The sequence below is a fragment of the Nocardioides turkmenicus genome, assembly GCF_011045035.1.
GTDB classification, from domain to species: domain Bacteria; phylum Actinomycetota; class Actinomycetes; order Propionibacteriales; family Nocardioidaceae; genus Nocardioides; species Nocardioides turkmenicus.
Window position 1 is genome coordinate 155,183 of sequence record NZ_JAALAA010000004.1, and the last position, 23,221, is coordinate 178,403.

The 23,221-nt window shown below is 70.0% G+C and carries 21 protein-coding genes and 1 pseudogene; 11 read left to right on the top strand and 11 right to left on the bottom strand.

The window, feature by feature from the left end; all coding sequences use genetic code 11:
- Nucleotides 1–5: 5 nt before the first annotated feature.
- Nucleotides 6–1,022 carry an NADP-dependent oxidoreductase gene (locus G5C66_RS06175; RefSeq protein WP_165110090.1) on the bottom strand — a complete coding sequence of 339 codons (1,017 nt, stop codon included), beginning with the start codon at nucleotides 1,020–1,022 and terminating at the stop codon, nucleotides 6–8.
- A 425-nt stretch (nucleotides 1,023–1,447) separates the two neighbouring features.
- Between G5C66_RS06175 and G5C66_RS06180 the strand changes: the two are divergent.
- From G5C66_RS06180 to G5C66_RS06195, 4 genes and pseudogenes are all read left to right on the top strand, one after another.
- Nucleotides 1,448–2,281: pseudogene (locus G5C66_RS06180) on the top strand (ABC transporter ATP-binding protein); the annotation flags it as partial.
- A gap of 233 nt (nucleotides 2,282–2,514) precedes the next feature.
- Entirely contained in the window at nucleotides 2,515–3,171 is a 657-nt protein-coding gene (locus G5C66_RS06185; protein ID WP_165110091.1) for an ABC transporter permease subunit, read from the top strand.
- Nucleotides 3,168–3,875 (top strand): ABC transporter permease, encoded by a 708-nt coding sequence (locus tag G5C66_RS06190; protein ID WP_165110092.1) that lies wholly within the window; start codon nucleotides 3,168–3,170, stop codon nucleotides 3,873–3,875. Before G5C66_RS06185 ends, G5C66_RS06190 begins: the two co-directional genes overlap by 4 nt.
- Nucleotides 3,876–3,903: 28 nt before the next feature.
- On the top strand, nucleotides 3,904–4,830 hold the full coding sequence (locus tag G5C66_RS06195) for an ABC transporter substrate-binding protein (protein ID WP_165110093.1): 927 nt from the start codon (nucleotides 3,904–3,906) through the stop codon (nucleotides 4,828–4,830).
- 157 nt (nucleotides 4,831–4,987) lie between these two features.
- Here the strand turns inward: G5C66_RS06195 and G5C66_RS06200 are convergent, their stop codons facing one another.
- Entirely contained in the window at nucleotides 4,988–5,560 is a 573-nt protein-coding gene (locus G5C66_RS06200; protein WP_165110094.1) for a TetR/AcrR family transcriptional regulator, read from the bottom strand.
- A 140-nt stretch (nucleotides 5,561–5,700) separates the two neighbouring features.
- Here G5C66_RS06200 and G5C66_RS06205 point away from each other — a divergent pair, with 140 nt between their 5' ends.
- From G5C66_RS06205 to G5C66_RS06215, 3 genes are all read left to right on the top strand, one after another.
- Nucleotides 5,701–6,264 carry a hypothetical protein gene (locus tag G5C66_RS06205; RefSeq protein ID WP_241248278.1) on the top strand — a complete coding sequence of 188 codons (564 nt, stop codon included), beginning with the start codon at nucleotides 5,701–5,703 and terminating at the stop codon, nucleotides 6,262–6,264.
- Between the two features lie 11 nt (nucleotides 6,265–6,275).
- Nucleotides 6,276–7,730 carry a dihydrolipoyl dehydrogenase family protein gene (locus G5C66_RS06210; protein ID WP_165110095.1) on the top strand — a complete coding sequence of 485 codons (1,455 nt, stop codon included), beginning with the start codon at nucleotides 6,276–6,278 and terminating at the stop codon, nucleotides 7,728–7,730.
- A 90-nt stretch (nucleotides 7,731–7,820) separates the two neighbouring features.
- On the top strand, nucleotides 7,821–8,057 hold the full coding sequence (locus G5C66_RS06215; RefSeq protein ID WP_165110096.1) for a DUF7218 family protein: 237 nt from the start codon (nucleotides 7,821–7,823) through the stop codon (nucleotides 8,055–8,057).
- A 54-nt stretch (nucleotides 8,058–8,111) separates the two neighbouring features.
- Here the strand turns inward: G5C66_RS06215 and G5C66_RS06220 are convergent, their stop codons facing one another.
- Nucleotides 8,112–10,403: a M6 family metallopeptidase gene (locus G5C66_RS06220; protein ID WP_241248279.1), complete on the bottom strand. Its 2,292-nt coding sequence runs from the start codon at nucleotides 10,401–10,403 to the stop codon at nucleotides 8,112–8,114.
- Between the two features lie 154 nt (nucleotides 10,404–10,557).
- A complete protein-coding gene (locus G5C66_RS06225) occupies nucleotides 10,558–11,754 on the bottom strand; it encodes an ATP-binding protein (protein ID WP_165110097.1) in 1,197 nt (398 codons plus the stop codon).
- A 205-nt stretch (nucleotides 11,755–11,959) separates the two neighbouring features.
- On the opposite strand from G5C66_RS06225, the gene G5C66_RS06230 reads away from it, so the two are divergent.
- Both G5C66_RS06230 and G5C66_RS06235 read left to right on the top strand, forming a co-directional pair.
- Nucleotides 11,960–12,823, top strand: coding sequence for an Fpg/Nei family DNA glycosylase (locus G5C66_RS06230; protein WP_165110098.1), 864 nt, complete (start codon nucleotides 11,960–11,962; stop codon nucleotides 12,821–12,823).
- Nucleotides 12,824–12,832: 9 nt separating this feature from the next.
- Nucleotides 12,833–13,159: a rhodanese-like domain-containing protein gene (locus G5C66_RS06235; RefSeq protein ID WP_165110099.1), complete on the top strand. Its 327-nt coding sequence runs from the start codon at nucleotides 12,833–12,835 to the stop codon at nucleotides 13,157–13,159.
- Here the strand turns inward: G5C66_RS06235 and aat are convergent.
- Nucleotides 13,156–13,887: a leucyl/phenylalanyl-tRNA--protein transferase gene (gene aat, locus G5C66_RS06240; protein ID WP_165110100.1), complete on the bottom strand. Its 732-nt coding sequence runs from the start codon at nucleotides 13,885–13,887 to the stop codon at nucleotides 13,156–13,158. The genes G5C66_RS06235 and aat overlap by 4 nt on opposite strands.
- Nucleotides 13,888–13,943: 56 nt before the next feature.
- Between aat and G5C66_RS06245 the strand changes: the two genes are divergently transcribed.
- Both G5C66_RS06245 and G5C66_RS06250 read left to right on the top strand, forming a co-directional pair.
- The gene (locus tag G5C66_RS06245; RefSeq protein WP_206443781.1) at nucleotides 13,944–14,642 is read left to right on the top strand and encodes an EcsC family protein; all 699 of its coding nucleotides are present in this window, start codon (nucleotides 13,944–13,946) and stop codon (nucleotides 14,640–14,642) included.
- A 92-nt stretch (nucleotides 14,643–14,734) separates the two neighbouring features.
- Nucleotides 14,735–15,337 (top strand): AAA family ATPase, encoded by a 603-nt coding sequence (locus G5C66_RS06250; RefSeq protein WP_165110101.1) that lies wholly within the window; start codon nucleotides 14,735–14,737, stop codon nucleotides 15,335–15,337.
- A gap of 4 nt (nucleotides 15,338–15,341) precedes the next feature.
- Here the strand turns inward: G5C66_RS06250 and G5C66_RS06255 are convergent, their stop codons facing one another.
- The 6 genes from G5C66_RS06255 to G5C66_RS06280 form a co-directional block, all read right to left on the bottom strand.
- Nucleotides 15,342–16,538, bottom strand: a complete 1,197-nt coding sequence (locus G5C66_RS06255; RefSeq protein WP_206443782.1) for a hypothetical protein — start codon at nucleotides 16,536–16,538, stop codon at nucleotides 15,342–15,344.
- Nucleotides 16,539–16,550: 12 nt separating this feature from the next.
- Nucleotides 16,551–17,582, bottom strand: a complete 1,032-nt coding sequence (locus tag G5C66_RS06260; RefSeq protein ID WP_165110102.1) for a hypothetical protein — start codon at nucleotides 17,580–17,582, stop codon at nucleotides 16,551–16,553.
- Between the two features lie 95 nt (nucleotides 17,583–17,677).
- Nucleotides 17,678–18,787 (bottom strand): hypothetical protein, encoded by a 1,110-nt coding sequence (locus tag G5C66_RS06265; RefSeq protein ID WP_165110103.1) that lies wholly within the window; start codon nucleotides 18,785–18,787, stop codon nucleotides 17,678–17,680.
- 101 nt (nucleotides 18,788–18,888) lie between these two features.
- A complete protein-coding gene (locus G5C66_RS06270) occupies nucleotides 18,889–19,827 on the bottom strand; it encodes a hydroxymethylglutaryl-CoA lyase (protein WP_165110104.1) in 939 nt (312 codons plus the stop codon).
- Nucleotides 19,820–21,685 carry an acetyl/propionyl/methylcrotonyl-CoA carboxylase subunit alpha gene (locus G5C66_RS06275; RefSeq protein WP_165110105.1) on the bottom strand — a complete coding sequence of 622 codons (1,866 nt, stop codon included), beginning with the start codon at nucleotides 21,683–21,685 and terminating at the stop codon, nucleotides 19,820–19,822. The genes G5C66_RS06270 and G5C66_RS06275 overlap by 8 nt, the downstream gene beginning before the upstream one ends.
- Nucleotides 21,685–23,211: a carboxyl transferase domain-containing protein gene (locus G5C66_RS06280; RefSeq protein WP_165110106.1), complete on the bottom strand. Its 1,527-nt coding sequence runs from the start codon at nucleotides 23,209–23,211 to the stop codon at nucleotides 21,685–21,687. The genes G5C66_RS06275 and G5C66_RS06280 overlap by 1 nt, the downstream gene beginning before the upstream one ends.
- Between the last annotated feature and the right edge of the window lie 10 nt (nucleotides 23,212–23,221).

The following is a 23,221-nucleotide window of genomic DNA, read 5'->3' on the forward strand; positions in this document are numbered from 1 at the left end:
CCGGGTCAGCTGACCTTGATCACCGTCTTGCCGAAGTTCTGACCGCGCAGCATCCGGTTGAACGCGGCAGGCGCGTTCTCGAGCCCTTCGGTGATGTCCTCGCGGTAGCGGAGCCTGCCCTCGGCGAGCCAGCCGGTGGCCTCGGTGAGGAACCGCTCCTCGTGGTCACGGACGAACTCGGTCTGGATGAAACCCCTGATCAGCAGCGACTTGTTGAGCACGTGGCGCATCAGTCCGGGCGCCCGGTCGGGTCCCTCGGGCACGGCGGTGTCGTTGTAGTAGGCGACGATCCCGCAGACCGGCACCCGGGCGAACTTGTTGAGCCGCGGCAGCACCGCGTTCCAGACGTGCCCGCCGACGTTCTCGAAGTAGACGTCGATCCCGTCGGGCACCGCCGCCTTCAGCTGGTCCTTGAAGTCGGGCGCGCGGTGGTCGAGGGCGGCGTCGAAGCCGAGCTCGGTGAGGTGGGCGACCTTCTCGGGTCCGCCGGCGATCCCCACCACCCGGCAGCCGAGGATCTTCGCGATCTGACCGACCGTGGCGCCCACCGGACCGGTCGCCGCAGCCACGACGACGGTCTCGCCGGGCTTCGGCTGCCCGATCTGGGTCAGCCCTGCGTACGCGGTGAACCCCGGCATCCCCAGCACCCCCAGCGCGGTGGAGACCGGCGCGACGGACGGGTCGAGGCGGCGGGTGTGCTTGGCCGGTGCGACCGAGAACGACTGCCAGCCGCCGTACGCGAGCACGATGTCGCCCACCTCGCGCGACGGGTCGCGCGACTCCACGACCTCGGCGACCGTCGCGCCGGGCAGCACGTCGCCCAGCGCGGTCGGCGCGGCGTAGGAGGGCGCATCGCTCATCCGTCCACGCATGTAGGGGTCGAGCGAGAGGAACTTCGTACGCAGCAGCACCTCGCCCTCCGCAGGCGTGGGCACCTCGGAGGAGACGATCGAGAAGTCCTCGGCGGTCGGCTCGCCGACCGGACGGGCGCGGAGCAGGATCTGGGTGTTCGTGTCGGTCATCCCGCCATGGTGCCGTACGCGGGCACAGGCCTGCTTAATCACGACTAATCTTATTGACTTAACACATGAAGCGGCCTACTCGCCGCCGCTGTGGCGGATGGGGCAGTACGCGATCAGCGACGACGGTGTCATGCGCCGCGTCTCGGTCTCCTACGCCGACGAGCTGCGGCCGCTGGAAGCCTGAGACCGGTTCCGAACACCCCGGTCGCCGTCATCCGGAATGCGGCGTACGTCGGCGTCGTTGCCATCGAAGACGACGGTATCTGTGGCACATTTCAAGCATCGAGGGCCGAGGGCGGGACGGCAAGGCAAACCGCAGTTTGACTATCCGTTTAATACCTTCTGTTCCTTCCGATGATCTGGCAGGCTGAAGATCTTGTGCGACGGCGTCCGCAGGCGGCGAGCGACAGACAGGAGCGGTGGCTGTGATCGAGTTCGAGGGCGTCACCAAGCGCTATCCGGACGGCACCGTGGCCGTGGACGACCTCTCCTTGACGGTCGAGACCGGTCAGATCACGGTGTTCGTCGGTCCGTCGGGATGCGGCAAGACCACCGCCCTGCGGATGATCAACCGGATGATCGAGCCGACCTCCGGCCGGATCCTGATCGACGGCGACGACATCACCACCCGCCCCGAGGCGCAGCTGCGCCGCGAGATCGGCTACGTGATCCAGGGTGCCGGGCTCTTTCCGCACCGTACGGTCCTCGACAACGTCGCCACCGTCCCGATCCTGAAGGGCGTCTCCCGCCGGGACGCCCGCTCGAGCGCGCTCGGACTGCTCGAGCGGGTCGGCCTCACCGCCGACCTCGGCGACCGCTACCCGGCCCAGCTGTCGGGTGGCCAGCAGCAGCGCGTCGGTGTCGCCCGGGCGCTCGCGGCCGACCCGCCGGTGCTGCTGATGGACGAGCCGTTCTCGGCCGTCGACCCGGTCGTACGCGACGACCTCCAGCAGGAGCTGCTCAGGCTCCAGGGCGAGCTCGGCAAGACGATCGTGCTGGTCACCCACGACATCGACGAGGCGATTCGCCTCGGCGACAAGGTCGCCGTCCTCGCGAACGGCGCCCGGCCCGCCCAGTTCGCCCCGCCGGCCGACATCCTCGCCTCACCCGCCGACGACTTCGTCGCCTCGCTCGTCGGCCGCGACCGCGGCTTCCGCGGTCTCTCCTTCGCCGATGGGAACGAGATCCCGCTTAAGACCATCGACCACGGCGTCGACGGGCTCACGCTCGAGGTCGACGCCGACGGCAGGCCGCTGGGCTGGCGAGGCCCCGACGGCCTCCTCCCGACCGAAGGCAGCTTCCGGGACGGTGCGAACCTGCGTACGGTTGCGGACCTGGCCATCCTCTCGCCCGCGGGCGCCGCGGTGCGGGTCGACGCCGAGGGCCGCGCCGACGGGCTCGTCCTGCTGGAGGACCTGGCCGGCAACGTACGTTCCCAGCAGCGGGAACGCCTGGCGGCCCTGGCGACCTCGAACTCGAACGGGGAGGCCGGGTGAGCGATCTCTGGAGCTACCTCGCCACCAACGGCGGCGACGTCCTCACCGCGCTCGTCCAGCACATCTGGCTCGCGCTGCTGCCGGTGGCGATCGCGTTCGTCCTCTCGCTGCCGCTGGGAGCCCTGGTCCACCGTTACGTCCCCGTACGCCACATCGCGCTCACCACCGGCAGCGTGGTCTACACGGTGCCGTCGCTCGCTCTGCTCCTGCTGCTCCCGGGCATCCTCGGCACCAGCGTCCTCGACCCCCTCAACGTGGTCGTCGCGCTGACGCTCTACTCGCTCGCCCTGCTCGTCCGCACGACCGCTGACGGTCTCGACGCGGTCGACCCCACCGTCCTGCAGGCGGCCACCGCGATGGGCTACCGGCCCGTACGCCGCTGGTTCGCGGTCCAGCTCCCGCTGGCGATGCCGGTGATCCTGACCGGCCTGCGGGTCGCGACGGTGGCCAACGTCAGCATGGTGAGCATCGCGGCGCTGGTCGGCATCGGCGGTCTGGGGCAGCTCTTCACCCGGGGCTTCCAGCTGGGCTTCTACCTGCCGCCGATCGTGCTCGGGCTGGTCCTCTCGGTGACGCTCGCCGTCATCGCCGACGTCCTCATCGTCGTCCTCCAGCGCGGGCTCACTCCGTGGTCGCGGGCAGGTGCGCGATGACCCTCGACTACCTGCTCGACGCCGCCAACTGGTCGCTGACCAGCCCCGACGGCTTCCCGCAGCGCATCCTCGAACACCTCGGCTACACCTTCCTCGCGCTGGCGATCGCGACCGCGATCGCCTTCCCGATCGGCCTGCTGATCGGCCACACCGGACGCGGCGCGCTGATCGCCGTCAACCTCGGCAACGCCGGCCGCGCGCTGCCGACCCTCGGCGTTCTCATGCTCGCGCTCGCGCTCGTCGGGATCGGCCTGGTCCCGGTCACGATCGCCCTGGTCGTGCTCGCCATCCCGCCCGTCCTCGCCACCACGTACGCAGGCGTCCGGGCCGTCGCCGACGCGACCGTCGACGCGGCGCGAGGCGTGGGCATGACCGAGCCCCAGATCGCACTGCGGGTCGAGGTCCCGATCGCGCTGCCGATCATCATCGGCGGCCTCCGCAACGCGTCGCTCCAGGTGGTCTCGACCGCGACCATCGCGGCGTACGCAGGTCTCGGCGGCCTCGGCCGCTATCTCTTCGACGGCCTGGCCACGCTCCAGTACGACCAGGTGGTCGCCGGCGCGATCGTCCTCGCCGTGCTCGCCGTCGCGATCGACCTCGCGCTCGCGGGGACCCAACGCCTCCTGGTGTCGCCGGGCGTGAACGGCCGCAGCACCGGAAACCGCCCGACCACCGCCCGTCCCGCACCAAAGCTCGCCGGCTGACCAACCCAGCAATCCGAGAGGTATCTCCATGTCCCGCCGAATCCGCACCACCGCGTACCTGTTCGCGACGCTCGCCGTGGCAGGCACCCTGACCGCCTGCGGCGGTGACCCCCTCGACTCCGGATCCGACTCCGGGTCGGGCGACGACACGATCGTCGTCGGCTCGGCCAACTTCCCCGAGAGCGAGCTGCTGATGGAGATGTACGCCCAGGCCCTGGAGGCCGAGGGCGTCGAGGTCGAGACCAAGCCCAACATCGGCTCCCGCGAGGTCTACATGGAGGCCTTCAAGAGCGGTGACATCGATCTGCTGCCGGAGTACAACGGCGGCCTGCTCTCCTACCTGACGGAGGGCAACCTGCCGGAGGGCGTCTCCGCCCCCGACGACGTCTACAACGCGCTCCAGGATGTGCTCCCGGAGGGCAGCCAGACGCTGCCGCAGTCGGCCGCCGAGGACAAGGACTCGCTGACGGTGACCAAGGCGACCGCCGAGAGGTACTCGCTGACCAGCATCGAGGACCTCGCCCCCGTGGCCAAGGACCTCACCCTCGGCGCCAGCCCGGAGTTCAAGACGCGCCCCCAGGGCATCCCCGGCCTGGAGAAGGTCTACGGCGTCACCTTCAAGAAGGTCACCCCGACCGACCCCGGCGGCCCGCTGACCATCGCAGCCCTGAAGAAGGGCTCCGTCGACGTCGCCAACGTGTTCACCACCGACTCGGCGATCCCGACCAACGACTGGGTCGTCCTGGAGGACCCGAAGAACCTCTTCCTCGCCCAGAACATCGTCCCGCTGATCCGCTCCGAGGTGCTCACCGACGACGCCGAGTCCGCCCTCAACGCGGTCTCCGACGCGCTCACGACCGAGAACCTGACCGAGGCCCTGGCGAAGGTGCAGGTCGACAAGGCCGACCCGGCCACGGTCGCCGAGGAGTTCCTCGCCGACAACGGCATCAGCTGACGCACGACCGCTGGTCGAGCCGCCGGAGCCGCTAGGCGAAGGCGTGTCGAGACCAACACAGTCCCATCGCGCACAGTCCCATCGCGCGCCGACACGACTGTGTTGGTCTCGACACGCTCAGCCGCAGACGGCCTCGCGGCTCGACCAGCGGAAGCAGTCAGCGATCCGCGACGAGTCCGCTGCGGTAGGCGAGCAGCCCCTCGAGCCCGCGCAGGAAGGTCTCGCAGACCGGCTTCGGGTCGGTCAGGCAGCCGGCCGCCATGGCACCGTCGCGCAGCATCACGAAGTGGCGGCCGGCGAACTCCGCGTCCGGCTTCCCGGTCCGCTCGAAGAGCTCGGTGACGGTCGCCAAGAACCACTGCCGGTGCTCGAGCACCGCCTGATGGACCACGTGCTCGGGGTCGGGGTATTCCGCAGCGGCGTTGAGGAACGCACAGCCCCGGAATCCCTCGCTCTGAATGTCCTCGGCGATCGACCGACCGATGGTCCGGACGAGATCGTCGGGATCCTCGACCTCCGTGCGGGCGGCCTCCACTCGCGCCCGGAGAGCCTGGTCGGCCTGCGTCAGGTACGCCACCACGAGCTCGTCCTTGCCCCGGAAGTGTCGATAGAGCGTCGCCCGGGTGACCTTCGCCTCGGCGATCACGCGATCGACGCCGACCGAGTGCAGACCCTCGGTGTAGAAGAGCCGACTCGCCGTGCTGAGCAGTCGGTCGCGGGCCTCTGACATCCGTCATCCCTCTCGTTCTGGGTTGCCTCGACGGTAGCAGACAGAACGATCGGTCTTGCATTTCCCGACAGACGGGTGCAGACTCTCGAATCAGGTAGAACGATCGTTCTGTCTCCTGCTTGGTCCGAGAAAGGGATCCGATGTCCACCTCCGTAGAGGCCGGCCGTTCCGGCACACTGAACACCCCCGCCGGCGGTCTGCCGAAGCTCTACTTCGTCCGCTTCGGCTTCGCGATCGTCTGGGCGGTGCTGGTCGCCCTCACCGCATCGACGCTCGGTCCTGCGAGCATCGCGCTGCTGGTGATCTATCCGCTGTTCGACGTGGTGGCCGCCGTGGTCGACTTCCGCACGTCGGGCGCCAGCGGCCCGCGCGTCCTGCTCTACGTCAACATGGCACTCAGCCTGCTCACCGCCGTCGGCGTCGCCGTGGCCGCCACCTCCGGCATCCCGGACGTCCTGCGGGTGTGGGGCGCCTGGGCGATCAACCGCCGGCCTGGTGCAGCTGTTCGTCGCGGTGCGGCGCTACCGGCTCGGCGGCCAGTGGGCGATGATCCTCAGCGGTGGGATCTCGACGTTCGCGGGGACGGGCTTCATCCTGATGGCCGCTGGCCCGAACGCATCGCTGACCGGCCTCGCCGGGTACGCCAGCCTGGGCGGCATCTTCTTCCTCATCTCTGCCCTCCGTCTGCGCCAGCGCGCGAGTAAGGTCGACTGACATGACGAGCACGAGCCAAGATCTCACCGTCGACGTCATCGTCGTCGGCGCCGGACCGACCGGGGAGAACGTCGCCGACCGCGCGGTGCAGGGCGGTCTGACAGCCGCCATCGTGGAGAGCGAGCTCGTCGGTGGTGAGTGCTCCTACTGGGCGTGCATGCCGACGAAGGCGCTGCTCCGCGACGCGACGGCGCTGCGCGCGGCCCAGGCGCTTCCGGCCGCCGGCCAGGCGGTCACCGGCAAGCTCGACCCCGCCGCCGTGTTCGCCCGCCGCGACGAGTTCGCGTCCAAGTGGGACGACTCGGGACAGGTCGACTGGCTGAACGGCGCCGGGATCACACTGGTGCGCGGGCATGGCCGGATCACCGGCACCCGTGCCGTCACGGTCACCGCCGCCGACGGCACGACCACGAACCTCCAGGCCCGCCACGCCGTGGTCGTCGCCACCGGCAGCTCCGCCCTCATCCCCCCGATCCCGGGTCTGGCCGACGCCTCGCCGTGGACGAACCGCGAAGCGGCCGGTGCCAAGTCCGTCCCCGGTCGCCTGGCGATCATCGGCGGCGGCGTGGTCGGCGCCGAGATGGCGACCGCCTTCAGCTCGCTCGGGTCGCAGGTGACCCTCATCTCCCGCACCCGGCTGCTGCCGGGGGTGGAGCCGTTCGCCGGTGAGTACGTGGCCGATGCGCTCCGGACGTACGGGGTCACGCTTCATCTCGACGCCGGGGCGGAGGAGGTCCGGCGCGACGACGCCGGCGAGGTGCACCTGAAGCTCTCCGACGGCACCGAGGTGACCGCGGACGAGGTCCTCGTCGCGACCGGCCGGGTCCCGAACACCAAGGACATCGGCCTGGAGCATGTCGGCCTCGAGCCCGGCAGCTGGCTGAAGGTCGACGACGCGCTGGCCGTGGTCGATGACGACGGACAGCTCGAGGACGGCTGGCTCTACGCCGCCGGCGACGTCAACCATCGAGCGCTGCTGACCCACCACGGCAAGTACCAGGCCCGCGCCCTCGGCGACCTGATCGCGGCGCGTGCCCGCGGCGACGAGCCCGACCTGAGCACGTGGGGCCGCCACGCCGCCACCGCCGACGAGCGCGCCACCACGCAGGTGATCTTCACCGATCCCGAGGTCGTCGCCGTCGGCCACTCCGCCGAGTCGGCCGAGAAGGCCGGCATCGACGTGGGCGTCATCGACTACGACCTCGGCTCGGTCGCCGGCGCCTCGCTCCACGCCGACGGCTACCACGGCAAGGCGCGGATGGTCATCGACGAGCAGCGGAAGACGATCGTCGGCTTCACCGCCGTCGGGCCGGACACCGCCGAGCTCCTGCACGCGGCCACCATCGCGGTCGTCGGCGAGGTCCCGCTCGACCGCCTCTGGCACGCCGTACCCGCCTATCCGACCGTCAGCGAGATCTGGCTCCGCCTGCTCGAGACCGCGGGTCGCGATCGGTGACGAGACCTCGTCCGGGGTCATCCCCGGGACGTGCATGCCGTCTGTGACCGCGGGTACCGCCGTTGGCAGACCACGGACGATGGAGGAGCCATGCCCAGCAAGTCCGCCAACGTGAAGAACGAAGAGCAGTACGAGGCGCTCAAGGACAAGGGGATGTCCAAGCAGCGCGCCGCCAAGATCGCCAACACTCCTGACGCCTCCAAGAAGGGCGGCAAGAAGAGCGGCAGCGGAAAGAAGAACAAGGACAGCAGCCAGGGCGGCACCACCGCCCAGAAGAAGAAGGCGGGCAGCAAGGGCGGCAAAGCGACCGCCAAGAAGAAGAGCTGACGTACGGGCCGCGGCCGTCCTGCGACGACCGCGGCCCGCTCGTTCGCCAGGCGATCAGCCGCCCGGCTGGGTGAACCCGTCGACCGTCAGGGTGTAGCGCGCCGGGTCGGACACGCTCTCCGTCGGGTCGTCGAACATCACGATCGCCGCCACGGTCTCGGCGCTGTCACCGATCGCGGCATCGAGCTCGGCGCCGCTGAGGGTGCCGTCGAACGACTCGTCCAGCGCGAGCGTGTGCACCCACGCGGGCGAGCCCGCCGGGCCGTACGCCACCAGCTGGACCGTCCAGCCCTCGACCTGTGTCGGGTTGACCTGCGACATCGACTGCCAGCCGTCCAGCGTGCTGCTGGGCAGTGCGGTGCCGCCCACGGCAATGTTGCGTACCCAGAAGCCGGACTCGTCGACACCCGGGTCGGTGATGTAGCGGAACGCCACCAGCACGCTCTGCCCGGCGTACGCCGACAGGTCCGCACTCTGCGGCCGCCAGCCTCCGGAGTCACCGGAGAACCCGGGCAGGTTGTCGACCACGGTCGGGATGGCGCCGGGGTCGTGCTCGCTGGTCGTGTCGGCGGTGGCCAGGCTCTGCCAGGTCTCGCCACCGTCGGTGGAGACCTGGACGTAGCCGAAGTCCCAGCCGGTCTCGGCGTCCCACAGGGCGTCGAAGGTCAGCGACCCACCACCGGCGGGCACGTCGACCGCCCGCACCACCGACCGGTCGAGGTTCGGCCCGCAACCGGAGTAGAGCGCCGCCGCCCCGGTGCCGTCGGCAGGTGGCGAACCGCAGCTGCTGTCGGCGGCCGTGGCGTCCGGCGGGGTGGCGTCGACCGTCCACTCGACCGGCTTCGGCTCCAGCTCCGCCGCGCCGTCGAAGCTGATCGACTCGATCTGGCCCGCGGAGAGGTAGGCCCCGGAGCCGCCGCGGAGGCGTACGTAGTCCGAGCCGTTCGGCGGAGCGCCGTTCTCGTTCCACGCCTCTGCGTTGTCCCAGTTGACCTTCGCGGACAGCGACTCGGCCTGGAACCTCGCCGCCTCACCGCCGCTCAGGTTGCCGCCGTTGGCGTCCAGGGCCGCGTCGAGAGCCACCATCGCAGCCCAGTCGTGCAGGGTCTGCTGGGCGGAGACGCCGGCACCGAACTCGTCCAGCACGATCTGGAGACCGTCGAGACCGCCGGCGTCCTCACGGTGCAGCGCACTGAGGAAGTCGGAGCCGTAGTGGCTGGCCAGATACTCCATGAACGAGTACGCCGCGCCGTAGTCGCACAGCGTCTCCGGCCCGCCCTGATCGCCCCAGAGCGTCAGCGAGTTCTCCGAGCCACCGAACGCCGGATCCAGATAGCCCATGAAGCACGCCAGATGGGAGTCCGCGCCCGGATCGTCGGGCGGGGTGCTCGGGTCGACGTACCCGACCAGGGTCTGGGCGTAGTCGGACAGGCCCTCGTTGACCCAGGAGACCTCGTCGGCGTCCTCGTAGTACTCCAGCAGGTGCTGGTACTCGTGTGCGAAGGTGCCCTCGTAGAGCAGCGGCCGAGGTGCTCCGACCAGCCGGCCGGGAGCCGAGTTCAGCTCTGCGTTGCACGCGACGTACGCCGGATCGGTGCGGTCGTCGGGCGGGTTGGTCCCGGTGCGGTGGAGCCAGTCGAAGACATCGATGCTCATCACGTTGCGGTCGAAGTACTCGTTGAAGACCGAGTAGAAGAAGCCCGCGATGTAGGTCTGCCCGTCAGGCGTGGCGGGCTCGTAGAAGTTCGCGTCCCGGACGTTGTCGACCAGCACCACGATGTTGTCGCCGTCGCCCTTGTACTCCGAGGAGGGCAGGTTGGGGATCAGCCCCGGCAGGACTGCGTCCTTGCCGTCCCGGTCGGGCGGCACCGAGAACTCCTCCGACTCGATCGGGTAGATCGTGTTGTCGAACTCCGAGATGAAGCTCGAGATCTGGGCGTTGGTGACCTCGGTCAGGCCGAGGGCGTTGCGGCAGTCACCGTCCGGGAAGGCCCGGTCGTTCGCGACCCAGACCTCGATGTTGTCGCCCACGCCGCGCAGCGTGTAGTCCTTGAGATAGATGCTTCCCTGGGCGTCGTCGAGACCCAGCCAGGTGCGGCTCTGGCCGACCTTCGCCGGTCCCTTAGGTGCCTGCTTGCCGGCCAGGTCGCCCCGGTGCCGTTTGATGCCGAGGCGCTTGCCGTCGTTGTAGTCGGACCCGGTCTGCTTGATCTCCTTGGCGGCCCGGCCACGATCGTCGTCCGACGGCGGCGCGCTACCGGCGGGTGTGCCGGGCAGCGTCAGTCCGAGGACGAGCGCTCCTGCGGCTCCGATGGTGAGGAGCCGTGCTCTTTTCCAACCCCGCATGCGTGGTTCTCCCTCCACTCGTTCATGCTGCGCCCGAGCCGCTGCGGGAGTACGGCCTTGATGTGATGTGGATCACAGGCCATGCAGAAGTCAAGCACCGGCCGTACGTGAAGGGAAGACCGGATTTCGGCAAGTTTGCGTCGCGTGGGCGACCTCAGCCCTGCTGGCGCAGGTAGCGACCGAAGTGGGGGACGGTGAACGCGATCCGACCGCGTTCACCGGAGTAGATCAGGCCCTTCTTCATCAGCGCGTCGCGCGCCGGGGAGAGCGACTGGGGCTTCTTGTTGAGGAAGGCGGCGACGTCGGCGGTGGCGACGGTGCCGATGTCGTCGGCGCCGAGCTCGACGGCGGCGTCGGCCATCGCGCGCAGGTAGTCGCGCTCGGCAGGCGTGGCACGCTCGTAGCGGGAGCCGAAGAAGCCGACCGCCAGCTCGCGCTCGGCCTCGGGAGCCGCGACCTTCACGTCCTCCGCGGTGATCGGCGAGCGGGGCGCCTGGTCCCACACGGTCTTGCCGTAGGCCTGGATGAAGTAGGGGTAACCGCCGGTGGCGGCGTACATCTCCGCGAGGGCCTCGGGCTCGAACTCGGCCTCCTCCTCGCCCGCAGGCGCGGCGAGGGCGCGGTCGGCGGCCTCGCGCTCGAGGCGGTCGATGCGCTGGTAGGAGAAGAGCCGCTCGGAGTAGGACTTGCTCGCCGAGAGCACCGCCGGAAGGTGGGGCAGGCCGGCGCCGACGACAATGACCGGCAGCCCGGACTGGCTGATCTCGTGGCAGGCCGCGCACATCGCCGAGACGTCGTCGGGGCCGAGGTCCTGCATCTCGTCGATGAAGACGCCGGCACCCTTGCCGACGTCGGCTGCGAGCCCACCAACATCGGTGAGCAGCTCGACCAGGTCGATCTCTATGTCGCCGGAGTCGGCCCGGCCCCGCACCGCCGGAGCCTCGATCCCCGGCGACCACTGCTCGCGCAGCTTGGCGTTGGGTCCGGCCTCGCGCTGGGCGAAGCTCCGGATCACACCGAGCACATGGTCGACGTCGTCGGCGTTCGGATGACCGAGCTCGCGCACCGCCTGGTGCAGCGCGCTCGACAGCGGCCGGCGCAGCGACTGGTCGGGGCGGGCCTCCATCTTCCCGGTGCCCCAGCCCTTGCGGACGGCCGCCGAACGCAGGGTGTTGAGCAGGACCGTCTTGCCGACGCCACGGAGCCCGGTGAGCACGAGCGACCGCTCCGGGCGGCCGCGCGCCACCCGCTCCAGCACCACGTCGAACTGTCCGAGCTGCTCGTTACGACCAGCGAGCTCCGGGGGCCGCTGGCCGGCGCCGGGAGCGTACGGATTGCGGATCGGGTCCATGATCAGACGGTATCCACATATATAGGGCGCGTCTTAGATTTCGCTAGCGAGCAACATCTTTTGCCAGCGTAGGTCTCTATTCGCCTTTCTAAGATTGATCCTAGAAAGGCGCAGACTCTCACATCGACCGCCGGTGTCGAACATGTGTTCGATCTTAGCGGGATTTCCGCCCTCCTTGCAAGCCTGACGATCTAGACTCGCGAACATGCCGGAACTCCCCGAGGTCGAAGCGCTCGCCGAGGACCTGCGCGGGCGCCTCAAGGACCGTGCGATCACGAAGGTGCACGTCGTCCAGTTCAGCGCGCTGAAGACGTACGATCCGCCACTGAGCGCGGTCGAGGGCACGCTCGTCGACAACGTCACCCGTCACGGGAAGTTCATCGACATCGAGGCCAGCGGCGTCCATCTGGTGCTCCACCTGGCCCGCGGTGGCTGGATCCGGTGGCGCGACGAGATCCCGACGACGCCACCTCGCCCGGGCTCCAAGAGCGGTCTCGCGATCCGTGTCGTCCTCGACGACGACACCGGGCTCGACATCACCGAGGGCGGCACCAAGAAGCGCCTGGCGCTCCACGTCGTCCACGACCCGCAGGACGTGCCCGGAGTCGCCTCGCTGGGTCCCGACCCTCTCGCCGACGACTTCACCCTGGACCGTTTCCGCGAGATCCTCGCAGGTCAGGGCCGTAAGCAGATCAAGGGCGTGCTGCGGATGCAGTCGATCATCGCGGGCATCGGCAACGCCTACTCCGACGAGATCCTGTGGGCGGCGAAGATGTCCCCCTTCAAGCCCGCCGAGATGACCGACGAGGAGTCGGAGAGTCTCTACGACGCACTGCGGACCACCCTGAAGGAGGCCGTCGAACGCGACTCCGGCCTGGCGATGAGCGAGCTCAAGGGCGAGAAGAAGACGAATCTCGCCGTGCACGGCAAGGCCGGCAAGAAGTGCCCGGTCTGCGGTTCGACGATTCTCGAGGTGAGCTTCGCCGACTCCAGCCTGCAGTACTGCCCCACCTGTCAGACCGGCGGCAAGCCGCTCGCCGATCGCCGGATGTCCCGCCTTCTCAAGTAGGATTCACAGGTGACCATCCCCACCGTCGAGATCACCGGAGTGCCGGATCCCCTGCCCGTGGCCGTCCTTGACGTCCGCGAGGACGACGAGTGGGCCGCCGGACACATCGAGGGCGCGACCCACATCCCGCTCCAGCAGCTCCCGGCCCGCCTCGGTGACCTCCCCGAGGGCCAGACCCTCGTAGTCTGCAAGGTCGGCGGACGCAGCGCCCAGGCGGTCAACTACCTCGCCCAGCAGGGATACGAGGTCGTCAACCTCGCCGGCGGGATGCTCGACTGGGCCGCCGCCGGCCGGCCGATGGTCAGCGAGACCGGCGCCGAGGCGTACGTCCTCTAGGACTCGTCAGCAGAAGGGCCGCCGAACGCCTCCGGGAGCGGCAGCCTGAGCGCCTTCTCCAGGCGGTCGAGATAGTCGTTGCGATCGATCTCGACCACCCCGAGCGAGGCGAGATGGTCGGTGCGCCACTGCACGTCCAGGATCCGCTGGTCGATCGACCCCGCCTCGCGCAGGGCGGAGACCAGCCCGACCAGGGCGACCTTCGACGCGTCGCGCACCCGGTGGAACATCGACTCGCCGGCGAAGAGCCCGCCGATGGCGACCCCGTAGAGACCACCGACGAGGCGGTCGTCCTGCCAGGCCTCGACCGAGTGGGCCCAGCCGAGCCGGTGCAGGTTGCCGTAGGCCCGGCGGATCCGCTTGTCGATCCAGCCGTGCGGCCGGCGCGGGTCGGCGCACGAGGCCACGACCTCGTCGAAGCTGGTGTCGATCCTGATCTCGAAGTCCCGCACCGACCTGCGCAGGGAGCGGGAGACCACGAGCCCGTCCAGCGGAAGTACGCCGCGCCTGACCGGCGAGAACCACATCATCGGATCGCGCGGGGACTCCCCGGGCATCGGGAAGATCCCGTGCCGGTACGCAGCCAGGAGAGTCCCGGGCGCGACGTCCGCACCCATGCCCACCAGATCGTCCAGATCGGCACCGCCATGGCCGTCACCTGGGTCTCGAAGGTCGGCGAAGGCCCACGGCGACGGCTCCGGTTCGATCGGACCCCCACGATTCGCCACGACGAAACGTTATCGTCCCATCCGGCCGCAACCACCACACACTTAGGATTTGCCTCATGATCGGTCCCAAGTCAGTGCTCACCAGTGCGGCTGGCCGGCTCGCACCCAAGGTCATCCAGTCCGCGCCGAGCGTCACCACCAATGTCGTCCGGCAGGCGCTGCACCACGCGATCGTCGGCGTCGGCCCGCTCCCCGGGGCGGCCGCCACCGCCGAGAAGCACCTCGCCGACCACGACGGCGACGTCGAGCTCGCGGTGAAGCACGTCATCGACAACCACGTGCGGCTGGCCGGCGTGGGCGGCTTCGCGACCAACATCGGCGGCCTGGTCACCCAGGCGCTCACCCTCCCGGCCAACATCACCGGGATGGCGATCATCCAGTGCCGGATGGTGGCCTCGATCGCGCACCTGCGCGGCTACGACCTGACCGATCCTCGCGTACGCAACGCCATCCTGCTCACCCTGCTCAGCGAGGAGAAGGTGAGCAAGCAGATCAAGGAGCGCAAGATCCCTGCTCCGCCGATGGCGGTCGCGACGGCTCCGGCCTACGATCGCGCGGTCGACGACCTGGTCGCCGCCGAGGTCGCCCAGGAGCTCATCGGCCGCGTCGCCGGCAAGCGCGTCGTCTCGATGGTGGCCAAGCGCGTCCCGCTGGTCGGCGGTGTGGTCGGCGCCGGGACGGACGGCTGGATGACCTACCAGATCGGTCGCTACGCCTCGCGCGAGCTGCTGCCGCGTCACGGCGACAACCGCTGACGCCCGCTCTCACAGGAACTTCACAGGTCCGTCAGACGTTCCTCCGAGCACAGGACTCCACACTGTTGGTGTCCGCCTGGGAGGAGCCGCAGATGACCCTCGACCCCACACTCGCCGCGGTCAGCCCCGCCCACGCTGCAGGAGTCGACACCCGGCCTCACCTGCTCCTCCTCGGCGGCGTCCCCGGCGCCGGCAAGAGCACCCTGATCCGTCAGGTGGCCGACCGGCACCCCGACGTACGCACCCTCGACCCGGAGACCGTGACCCGCTGGCTCGCGACGCGGCTGCCGGAGGTGCCCTACCGCCTCTACCGGCCGCTGGTGCACCTGTGGCACACGATCGCGACCCTGGTGCTCGTCCTGGTCGGCCCGACGGTGGGGCACCGCACGCTCCTCGTCCACGACCCGGCCACCCGGCCCGGTCGGCGGGAGCTGCTCGGCCGGATCGCCCACGCCCGTGGGTGGCGTACGTCGCTGGTCATGATCGACGTGCCGCGCGTCGCGGCGATCGACGGCCAGCACGAGCGCGGGCGGCTGGTCAGCTCCGGGTCCTTCGACCGTCACTGGCACCGGTGGCTCGACGACCAGCCGCGGCTCCTGACCGCGGCGACGTTCGGCGACGCCGACGGGTCCTGGGATCGGGTGCACGTCGTCGACCGCGCCCGCGCCGGGGAGCGGCTCGCGACGCTCCTCTGAGGACTCAGCGCCGGACGAGGCGGTAGACCTTCAGCACCGCCCGGCCCCACCAGCGCCGCTCGAGACCCTCGCGCGCCCGCTGCTTCGGCACCAGCGACCGGGTGTGCTCCAGGTCGGCACGGAGCTCGGCGACCTCCGCCTCCAGCCGGGCCTCCGACTTCCGCAGCCGGATGGCCTCTTGGAGCAGCGCGTCGATGGTGGCGACGCCGGCGTCGAGGACCTCGCGCGCGGGGACGGTGTCAGGATCGACGAACGGCTTGTCCGCCAAGCCGGCCGGCACCAGCAGCTCGTCCAGCCCGCCGACCACGTCGTAGCCGCGTCCCGACAGCGCCTTGACCCACTCCTCGGAGAGCGACTCGACCCACGGCAGGATCGAGGGGGCGAGCGCCAGACGCGCGGAGTCGCGGCGCTTGGCCAGCGTGCGGTGGGCCAGGAACTCGCGTACGAAAGGCCGGTAGTCGGCCGGCTCGAGCACCGGCACGACCGCCAGGTTGATCTCACGGAGCAGGGCCGCCTCGGGCACGCCGAGGGACGGGTTGCCACGGTCGATGCCCTCGAAGTCGATGGTCAGGTCGTCGAGGCCGAAGGCGGTGGAGAACCGCTCCCACAGCAGCGTCGACGGCGATCCCGGCGGCGGGACGGTGATCAGGTGGACACGCTCGGGCGGGATGCCCTGGGTCCAGCGATCGAGGATGTCGGGCAGCTCCTGGACACCCCAGAACCACGACCCGATGCGCCCTTCCCGGGCCGGGTCACGGATCTCGTCGAGGAACTCGGCGTAGGTCACGACCGAGCGGTGCTTGACATTCTCCTGCCACTCGGCCGGGATCTGCCGGGCCAGGTCGCGCGCGGAGAGCATGATGTGGATCTCGGAGTCACCGAGCGAGTCCAGCGCGTGCTTGGCCTGCTGCCAGGAGGCGCTGGCCAGGATCTCGTGGGAGATGATCACGGTGCCGTTCTCGACCTCGCGCACCTTCGCGGCGAGCGCGTCCCAGGCGCCGGTGGCCTCCTCCTCGATGCCGCCCCAGGGCAGGTCCATCAGGTCGAGGGCCGCCAGGAAGTGGGCGTCGAAGCGGTCGGCGAAGTAGTGAACCCCCTGCTCGGCGAGGGACTCCCGATTGTGGAAGAGGACGTCTTGAAGATAGGAAGTGCCCGTCTTCGGGGTGCCGACATGAAGCAGCACGCGCCGCCCAGTCTCCAACGTTCTACTCCTCTAGGAACGCCCCGCCAGCAATGACAACGCGAGCGCCAGCGCCCGGCGCTCATCGGGACCCTGTGTCGCCTTCCCCGAGGGGAGCAGCAGGTCAGGGTCTCCGTGGAGAGCGTATCCGGCTTCCACCAAAGCATCACGTTGGGCCCGCGCCTGTGTTTCGACCCAATCCAAACTTTCCGCGGGGACGCCGACCTCCCGGGCGCCCGGATGGAGGGGTTCGAGCTTCTCCAGCCGCGGTCGCAGGCGGTCGACCAGCAGCGTGCGCTGGGTCTCCAGATCGGTGCGTACGCTGAGAACCTGCCCGATCACGCGGGCGACCTCGTGGCCCTCGGCCGAGATCGACCAGGGGCCGGGCACGCTGTCGACGCCGAGCAGGCCGGGCAGCAGGGCGGGGTCGGTGACGATCTCGACGCGGTCCTTGCCGACCCGCGCGGCCCACCAGCGGGCGATGCGGGGCAGGTCGGCGCGCGGGCCGAACCAGCCTCTCCACTGGGCGTCGCGCATCCAGATGTGCCACGGGTTCACCCGGTTGGTGAAGGTGCGGAACCGCCACGCGGCGGCGGCGATCTCGTCGAGCGGGCCGCCGAGGACGTAGACGGTGAAGCCATCGCCACCGGGCAGCCTCCCCTGCCGCTCCAGCTCCTCGCGGATGGGCAGGGTGAGCCACGGGGAGCCCACCAGCCGGTAGGGGTAACGCTGCTGGCCAGGCTCCGCTTTCCTGCGCCGACGCGGCCACCGGCGCCGGCGCGGCGCGGGTGTGGGCTCCACGGTGTCGAGCAGGTCCTCGGCCAGGCGTACGCTCGCCGCTCGCAGCAGCTCACGCGGCGACAGCGTCTCCGGATCCACCGGCGGCGGACCGTACGTCCTGGTCTCGGTGTCACCGAGCAGCGGCAGGTCCCGGCGGCCACGGCCGGGTGGGCTCGTACGCAGCAGAGCATCGACCCGCGAGTGCTCCGACGGGCCGGTCTCGTTGAGCCGGCGCAGCAGCTCGAGCATCTCGGCACCCGGCAGGTGGTCGGTCGTGAAGGGCACCGCGGGCTCGGACCAGGAGGCCCACGGCGTGGTTCCACCCTCGCGCAGGTGCGCGGCCCAACCCCAACCCCTCGTGGGTGTCGGCGTGGTTGGCATCAGGAGCGTCGCCCCCGGACCCGGCGCATGACCCGGGCGGCACGGGAGACGACCGGACGTTGGGGCGGGTCGGTGCGGGCGGCCTCGACGACGACCGCGACCAGGGCATCGATCGCGGCGTCGGCGACGTCCTTGGTGCGTGGCGCATCCGGGTCGACCCACTCCACGTCGGCCTCCGGCCGCTGCGGGCGCAGGTCGTCGAGATCACCGGCGATGTCGACCTTGGCCAGCTCGGCCCACTCGATCCACAGCTCGGCGACCTGGTCGGCCCAGTCGAACGCGTGCGGCGGCATGGTGACCCGCTCGCGTCCGTCGCGGTGGGCGAGGGTGCGCTTGGCGATCACCTCGGTGACCAGGTGGCGATAGTCCTCGCGGGGGAGCTCCTGCGACTCGAGCCGCGCGTTGAGCCGGCGCAGCAGCGTCGCCTCGGCGCGGCCGAGGGACTGGTTGTGGCGGTCGCTGTCGACCGGGGACCAGGCCTCCTCGATCCCGATGACATCGCAGAACCGGCGCCAGAGCACCTCGCTCGGCGCCCCGTCGTGAGGGACGGTGACCAGGTGCACCCGCTCCGGCGGCAGGTTGCGACCCCACCGGCTGAGCACGTCGGGCAGGCCGTGCGTACGCCAGAACCAGGCGGCCGAGCGGGACTGCTTCGCGGTCTGCATCCGCTCGAGGTAGCGCGCGAAGGTGACCTTGCGCTCGCGCTGCACCTGGTCCTGCCACTCCGCCGCCACGACCCGGGCGATGTCACGGGCGGTGTAGACGATGTGCACCTCGGTGCGGCCGCCCTCACCGAGGTCTGTCATCGCCTTCTCGACCCGGTCGGGGCGCGCCCCGGCGAGGAGGTGGTGGCTGATCAGGATCGTCTCGGACTCGTCGCGGCGTACGCGTTTCACCAGCGCGTCCCACTCACCATGGACGGTCTTCCGCATCCCGCCCCACGGGCGGTCGATCAGGTCGAGCGCCGGCCGGAAGAAGTCGGGCTGCCCTCCGACCGGGTAGAAGACGCCATGCTTCTCCAGGGACACCCGGTTGTGGAACAACCTGTCCTGGAGGTACGTCGTGCCCGTCTTCGGAGCGCCGACGTGGAGAAAGACTTTGCGCGCCATGGTCCCGCTATTCTGCACCAAGTTAGTAGAGATTGTCGCGGCGGTCCGTCTTTTGTCACCCGGCCGTCACTCTTGGGTGCAGTCTAGGGCGCACCATCAATCTAGGAGCGCAGGGCACGTACGACGGCCGAGGGACTCGGCCGGCCGAGGTGACCGGCGAGCCACTGGCTCGTGTCGGCGACCTTGTCGAGGTCGACGCCGTGCTCGATCCCCAGGCCGTCGAGCATCCAGATCAGGTCCTCGGTGGCCAGGTTGCCGGTCGCACTCTTGGCGTACGGGCAGCCGCCCAGACCGCCGGCGCTGGCGTCATAGGTGGTCACCCCGCACTGGAGCCCGGCGAGCGTGTTGGCCAGCGCCTGGCCGTACGTGTCGTGGAAGTGCAGCGCGAGCCGGTCGGTCGTGACACCTGCTTCCTCGAACGCACGGATCAGCGCCTTCACGTGGCCGGCGGTGGCGACCCCGATGGTGTCCCCGAGGCTGAGCTGGTCCGCGCCGAGGTCGAGCAGCCGCTTGCCCGCCTCGACCACCTTCGCGATCTCGACCTGCCCCTCCCAAGGGTCGCCGAAGCACATGCTGAGGTAGCCGCGGACCGTCATGTTCGCGTCCTTGGCCCGGTTCATCGTCGGCTCGAACATCGCCCACTGGCCGTCGAAGGTCTGGTTGAGGTTCTTGTTGGCGAACGTCTCCGTCGCGCTGCCGAAGATCGCGATGTGGCTGAGCCCGAGCTCCAGCGCCCGGTCGAGCCCCTTCTCGTTCGGGACCAGCACCGGGAGCTCCCGCGCCCGGTCGCCGAGCCGGTCGACCAGCTCTTCCATGAGCTGTTTCGCGTCGGCCAGCTGCGGCACCCACTTCGGGTGCACGAAACTCGTCGCCTCCACCGGGCTCAGCCCGGCGTCGAGCAGGCGGGTGATCAGCTCTGCCTTGACGCCGGTGTCGATCGCCGTCTTCTCGTTCTGGAGGCCGTCACGCGCACCGACCTCGTAGATCGTGATCCTGCTGGGCAGGTCGTCGTGGCGTACGACGGCGGGGAGGTCAGTCATCGGTCGCCTCCACGACGAAGAGCTCAGCACCGAGCGGCACCTGGGATCCGGCGCCGGCACCGACGACGGTCACCGTGCCGGCGAACGGGGCCTTGAGAGAGACCTCCATCTTCATCGCCTCCATGACACCGAGGACCTGGCCATCCTCGACGGTGTCACCGACGGCGACACGTACCTCGATGACGGTGCCGGGCATCTTGGCCTCGACGGCGCCGTCGCTGTGGTGGGAGGCGGCGCCGGCGACGCGGTCGGGCGGGGAGAAGTCGAAGCGGTGTCCCTGGTGGACGATCTCGGCGAGACCAGGCTGGACGTTGGCGACAGCCCGGTGGCGTACGCCGTCGACGACGGCCACGAGGACGTGGTCGGCCGCGCTGATCTGCCTGACCACGTGGTCCTCGACGCGGCTGGCGGGGCGGTCGACGGTGACGCTGCGGTCGAGGTCGACGATGGTCGGTGCCGGGGAGCCGGCGAGGCGCCAGCCGTCGGCACGGAACGGGGTGGTGGTGTCCGAGACCGCGGAGAGCATGGCGCTCACCCACGCGACGAGCGTCCGCGCGACGTCGGGGTCGGGCGCGGGGACCTCGTTGCGGTCGAGCCAGGCGGTGTCGATCTCGGCGTCGCGGAAGGCGTCGGAGGCGGCCAGCACGCGGAGGAAGCCGGTGTTGGTGGTCAGGCCGAGGACGGCGGTCGCGTCCAGTGCCTTGACCATCGCCGCGCGAGCCTCTTCGCGGTCGGCACCGTGGACGATGATCTTGGCGAGCATCGGGTCGTAGGCGGTGCTGACGACCTGCTCGCTCTCCAGGGCGTGCTCGACGCGCGCGCCTTCGGGCCAGCGAACGATGCTCGTCCGGCCGGCCTGCGGCAGGAAGCCCTCGAAGGCGTCCTCCGCGTAGACCCGTACCTCGATCGCGTGGCCGTCGACGCGTACGTCGTCCTGGGTCATGCCCAGCGGCTCGCCGGCGGCGACCCGGAGCTGGAGGGCGACGAGGTCGACCCCGGTGATCTCCTCGGTCACGGGGTGCTCCACCTGGAGGCGGGTGTTCATCTCCAGGAAGTAGGCGTCACCGGTGGCGTCGTCGAGCAGGAACTCGACCGTCCCGGCGCCGGTGTAGCCGACCTGCTTCGCGAGAGCAACGGCGCTGGTCAGGACCAGGTTGCGCTGCTGATCGGTGAGCGTCGGGGCCGGGGCCTCCTCGATCACCTTCTGGTGACGACGCTGGGTCGAGCAGTCGCGCTCGAAGAGGTGGATGACGTTGCCGTGGGTGTCACCGAAGACTTGCACCTCGATGTGACGGCCACGCTCGACGTACTTCTCGATCAGGAGGGTCTCGTCGCCGAAGGCGTTCAGCGCCTCGCGAGCGGCGGCGCCACGGGCCTCGTCGAGCTCCTCCGGCGAACGGACGATGCGCATGCCCTTGCCGCCACCGCCGGCCGCGGCCTTGACCAGCAGCGGGTAGGGGCTGTCCTCGCCCCGCGGGACCACGGGTACGCCGGCGGCGACCGCGATCTCCCGGGCCGCGTCCTTGCGACCCATCTGCTCGATGACCTCCGGGGTCGGGCCGACCCAGGTCAGCCCGGCCTTCGCGACCGCCCGGGCGAACTCGGCCCGCTCGGAGAGGAAGCCGTAACCCGGGTGGACGGCCTCGGCACCGGCGTCGACAGCCGCTGCGACCACGGCGTCGGCGTCCAGGTAGGACGCCACCTCGACGGCCTCGTCGGCGTCGCGGACGTGGGGTGCGTCCGCGTCGAGCGCGGTGTAGATCGCGATCGTCCGGATGCCGAGCTCGCGGCACGTCCGGAAGACGCGGCGCGCGATCTCGCCCCGGTTGGCGACCAGAACACTCTCGAACACGGCCATCACATCCTGAAGATTCCGTAGTTGGGCTCGGGCGTGGGCGCGTTCGCCGCCACCGCGAGCCCCATGGCCAGCACCCGCCGGGTGTCGGCGGGGTCGATGATGCCGTCGTCCCACAGCCGGGCGGTGGCGTAGTAGGGCGAGCCCTGGGTCTCGTACTGGTCCCGGATCGGCGCCTTGAACTCCTCGTCGTCCGGCTTGCCGGCGACCGTCGCGAGCACCGAGGCGGCCTGCTCGCCGCCCATGACCGAGATCCGCGCGTTGGGCCACATCCACAGGAACCGCGGGTCGTAGGCGCGGCCGCACATGCCGTAGTTGCCGGCGCCGTAGGAGCCGCCGATGACGACGGTGAACTTCGGGACCACCGAGCAGGCGACGGCGGTGACGAGCTTGGCGCCGTCGCGGGCGATGCCCTTGTTCTCGTACTCCTTGCCGACCATGAACCCGGTGATGTTCTGCAGGAACACCAGCGGGATGCCGCGCTGGTTGCACAGCTCCACGAAGTGGGCGCCCTTGAGCGCCGACTCGGAGAAGAGGATGCCGTTGTTGGCGACGATGCCGACCTGCTGCCCCTCGATCTGCGCGAACCCGCAGACCAGCGTCTCCCCGTAGAGCTGCTTGAACTCCTGCAGCCGGGACCCGTCGACGATGCGGCGGATCACCTCGCGTACGTCATAGGGGGTCCTGGTGTCGGCGGGCACCACGTCGGCGAGCGTCTCGGGGGAGTCGACGGGCTCGTCGTACGTCGTCGTCCGCGTCTCCTGCTCCGGGAGCGTCGAGACGATGCCGCGGACGATCTCGAGGGCGTGCTTGTCGTCGTCGGCGAGGTGGTCGACGACGCCCGACTTGGTGGCGTGGACGAGCCCGCCACCGAGCTCCTCGGCGGTGACCTCCTCGCCCGTGGCCGCTTTCACCAGCGGCGGGCCGCCGAGGAAGATCGTGCCCTGGTCGCGCACGATCACCGTCTCGTCGCTCATCGCCGGCACGTACGCACCACCGGCGGTGCACGAGCCCATCACCGAGGCGATCTGCGGGATGCCCTTCGCGGACATGTTGGCCTGGTTGAAGAAGATCCGGCCGAAGTGCTCACGGTCGGGGAAGACCTCGTCCTGCTTCGGCAGGAACGCGCCGCCCGAGTCGACGAGGTAGATGCACGGCAGGTTGTTCTCCGCCGCGATCGTCTGCGCCCGCAGGTGCTTCTTGACCGTCATCGGGTAGTAGGTGCCGCCCTTCACGGTCGCGTCGTTCGCGACGACCATGCACTTGCGGCCCGCGACCAGCCCGATGCCGGCGATCACCCCCGCCGACGGGACCGCCCACTCGTCGCCATCGTCGTACATCCCGTACGCCGCCAGCGGAGCCACCTCCAGGAACGGTGACCCGGGGTCGAGGAGACCGTCCACCCGGTCTCGCGGGAGCAGCTTCCCGCGGTCGGTGTGCCGTTGCCGGGAGCGTTCGCTCCCTCCTTGCCGGACGCGCTCGAGCCGCTCTCGCAGCTCGAGGGTCAACTCGCGCAGATTGGACGCCATGGCACGAGGT

What these genes read in the sequence shown, in the direction of transcription:
- G5C66_RS06175 (WP_165110090.1), bottom strand. Translation starts at nt 1,022, where the DNA reads ATGACCGACACGAACACCCAGATCCTGCTCCGCGCCCGTCCGGTCGGC.
- G5C66_RS06190 (WP_165110092.1), top strand. Translation starts at nt 3,168, where the DNA reads ATGACCCTCGACTACCTGCTCGACGCCGCCAACTGGTCGCTGACCAGC.
- G5C66_RS06195 (WP_165110093.1), top strand. Translation starts at nt 3,904, where the DNA reads ATGTCCCGCCGAATCCGCACCACCGCGTACCTGTTCGCGACGCTCGCC.
- G5C66_RS06200 (WP_165110094.1), bottom strand. Translation starts at nt 5,560, where the DNA reads ATGTCAGAGGCCCGCGACCGACTGCTCAGCACGGCGAGTCGGCTCTTC.
- G5C66_RS06205 (WP_241248278.1), top strand. Translation starts at nt 5,701, where the DNA reads ATGTCCACCTCCGTAGAGGCCGGCCGTTCCGGCACACTGAACACCCCC.
- G5C66_RS06210 (WP_165110095.1), top strand. Translation starts at nt 6,276, where the DNA reads ATGACGAGCACGAGCCAAGATCTCACCGTCGACGTCATCGTCGTCGGC.
- G5C66_RS06215 (WP_165110096.1), top strand. Translation starts at nt 7,821, where the DNA reads ATGCCCAGCAAGTCCGCCAACGTGAAGAACGAAGAGCAGTACGAGGCG.
- G5C66_RS06220 (WP_241248279.1), bottom strand. Translation starts at nt 10,403, where the DNA reads ATGCGGGGTTGGAAAAGAGCACGGCTCCTCACCATCGGAGCCGCAGGA.
- G5C66_RS06225 (WP_165110097.1), bottom strand. Translation starts at nt 11,754, where the DNA reads ATGGACCCGATCCGCAATCCGTACGCTCCCGGCGCCGGCCAGCGGCCC.
- G5C66_RS06230 (WP_165110098.1), top strand. Translation starts at nt 11,960, where the DNA reads ATGCCGGAACTCCCCGAGGTCGAAGCGCTCGCCGAGGACCTGCGCGGG.
- G5C66_RS06245 (WP_206443781.1), top strand. Translation starts at nt 13,944, where the DNA reads ATGATCGGTCCCAAGTCAGTGCTCACCAGTGCGGCTGGCCGGCTCGCA.
- G5C66_RS06250 (WP_165110101.1), top strand. Translation starts at nt 14,735, where the DNA reads ATGACCCTCGACCCCACACTCGCCGCGGTCAGCCCCGCCCACGCTGCA.
- G5C66_RS06265 (WP_165110103.1), bottom strand. Translation starts at nt 18,787, where the DNA reads ATGGCGCGCAAAGTCTTTCTCCACGTCGGCGCTCCGAAGACGGGCACG.
- G5C66_RS06270 (WP_165110104.1), bottom strand. Translation starts at nt 19,827, where the DNA reads ATGACTGACCTCCCCGCCGTCGTACGCCACGACGACCTGCCCAGCAGG.
- G5C66_RS06275 (WP_165110105.1), bottom strand. Translation starts at nt 21,685, where the DNA reads ATGGCCGTGTTCGAGAGTGTTCTGGTCGCCAACCGGGGCGAGATCGCG.
- G5C66_RS06280 (WP_165110106.1), bottom strand. Translation starts at nt 23,211, where the DNA reads ATGGCGTCCAATCTGCGCGAGTTGACCCTCGAGCTGCGAGAGCGGCTC.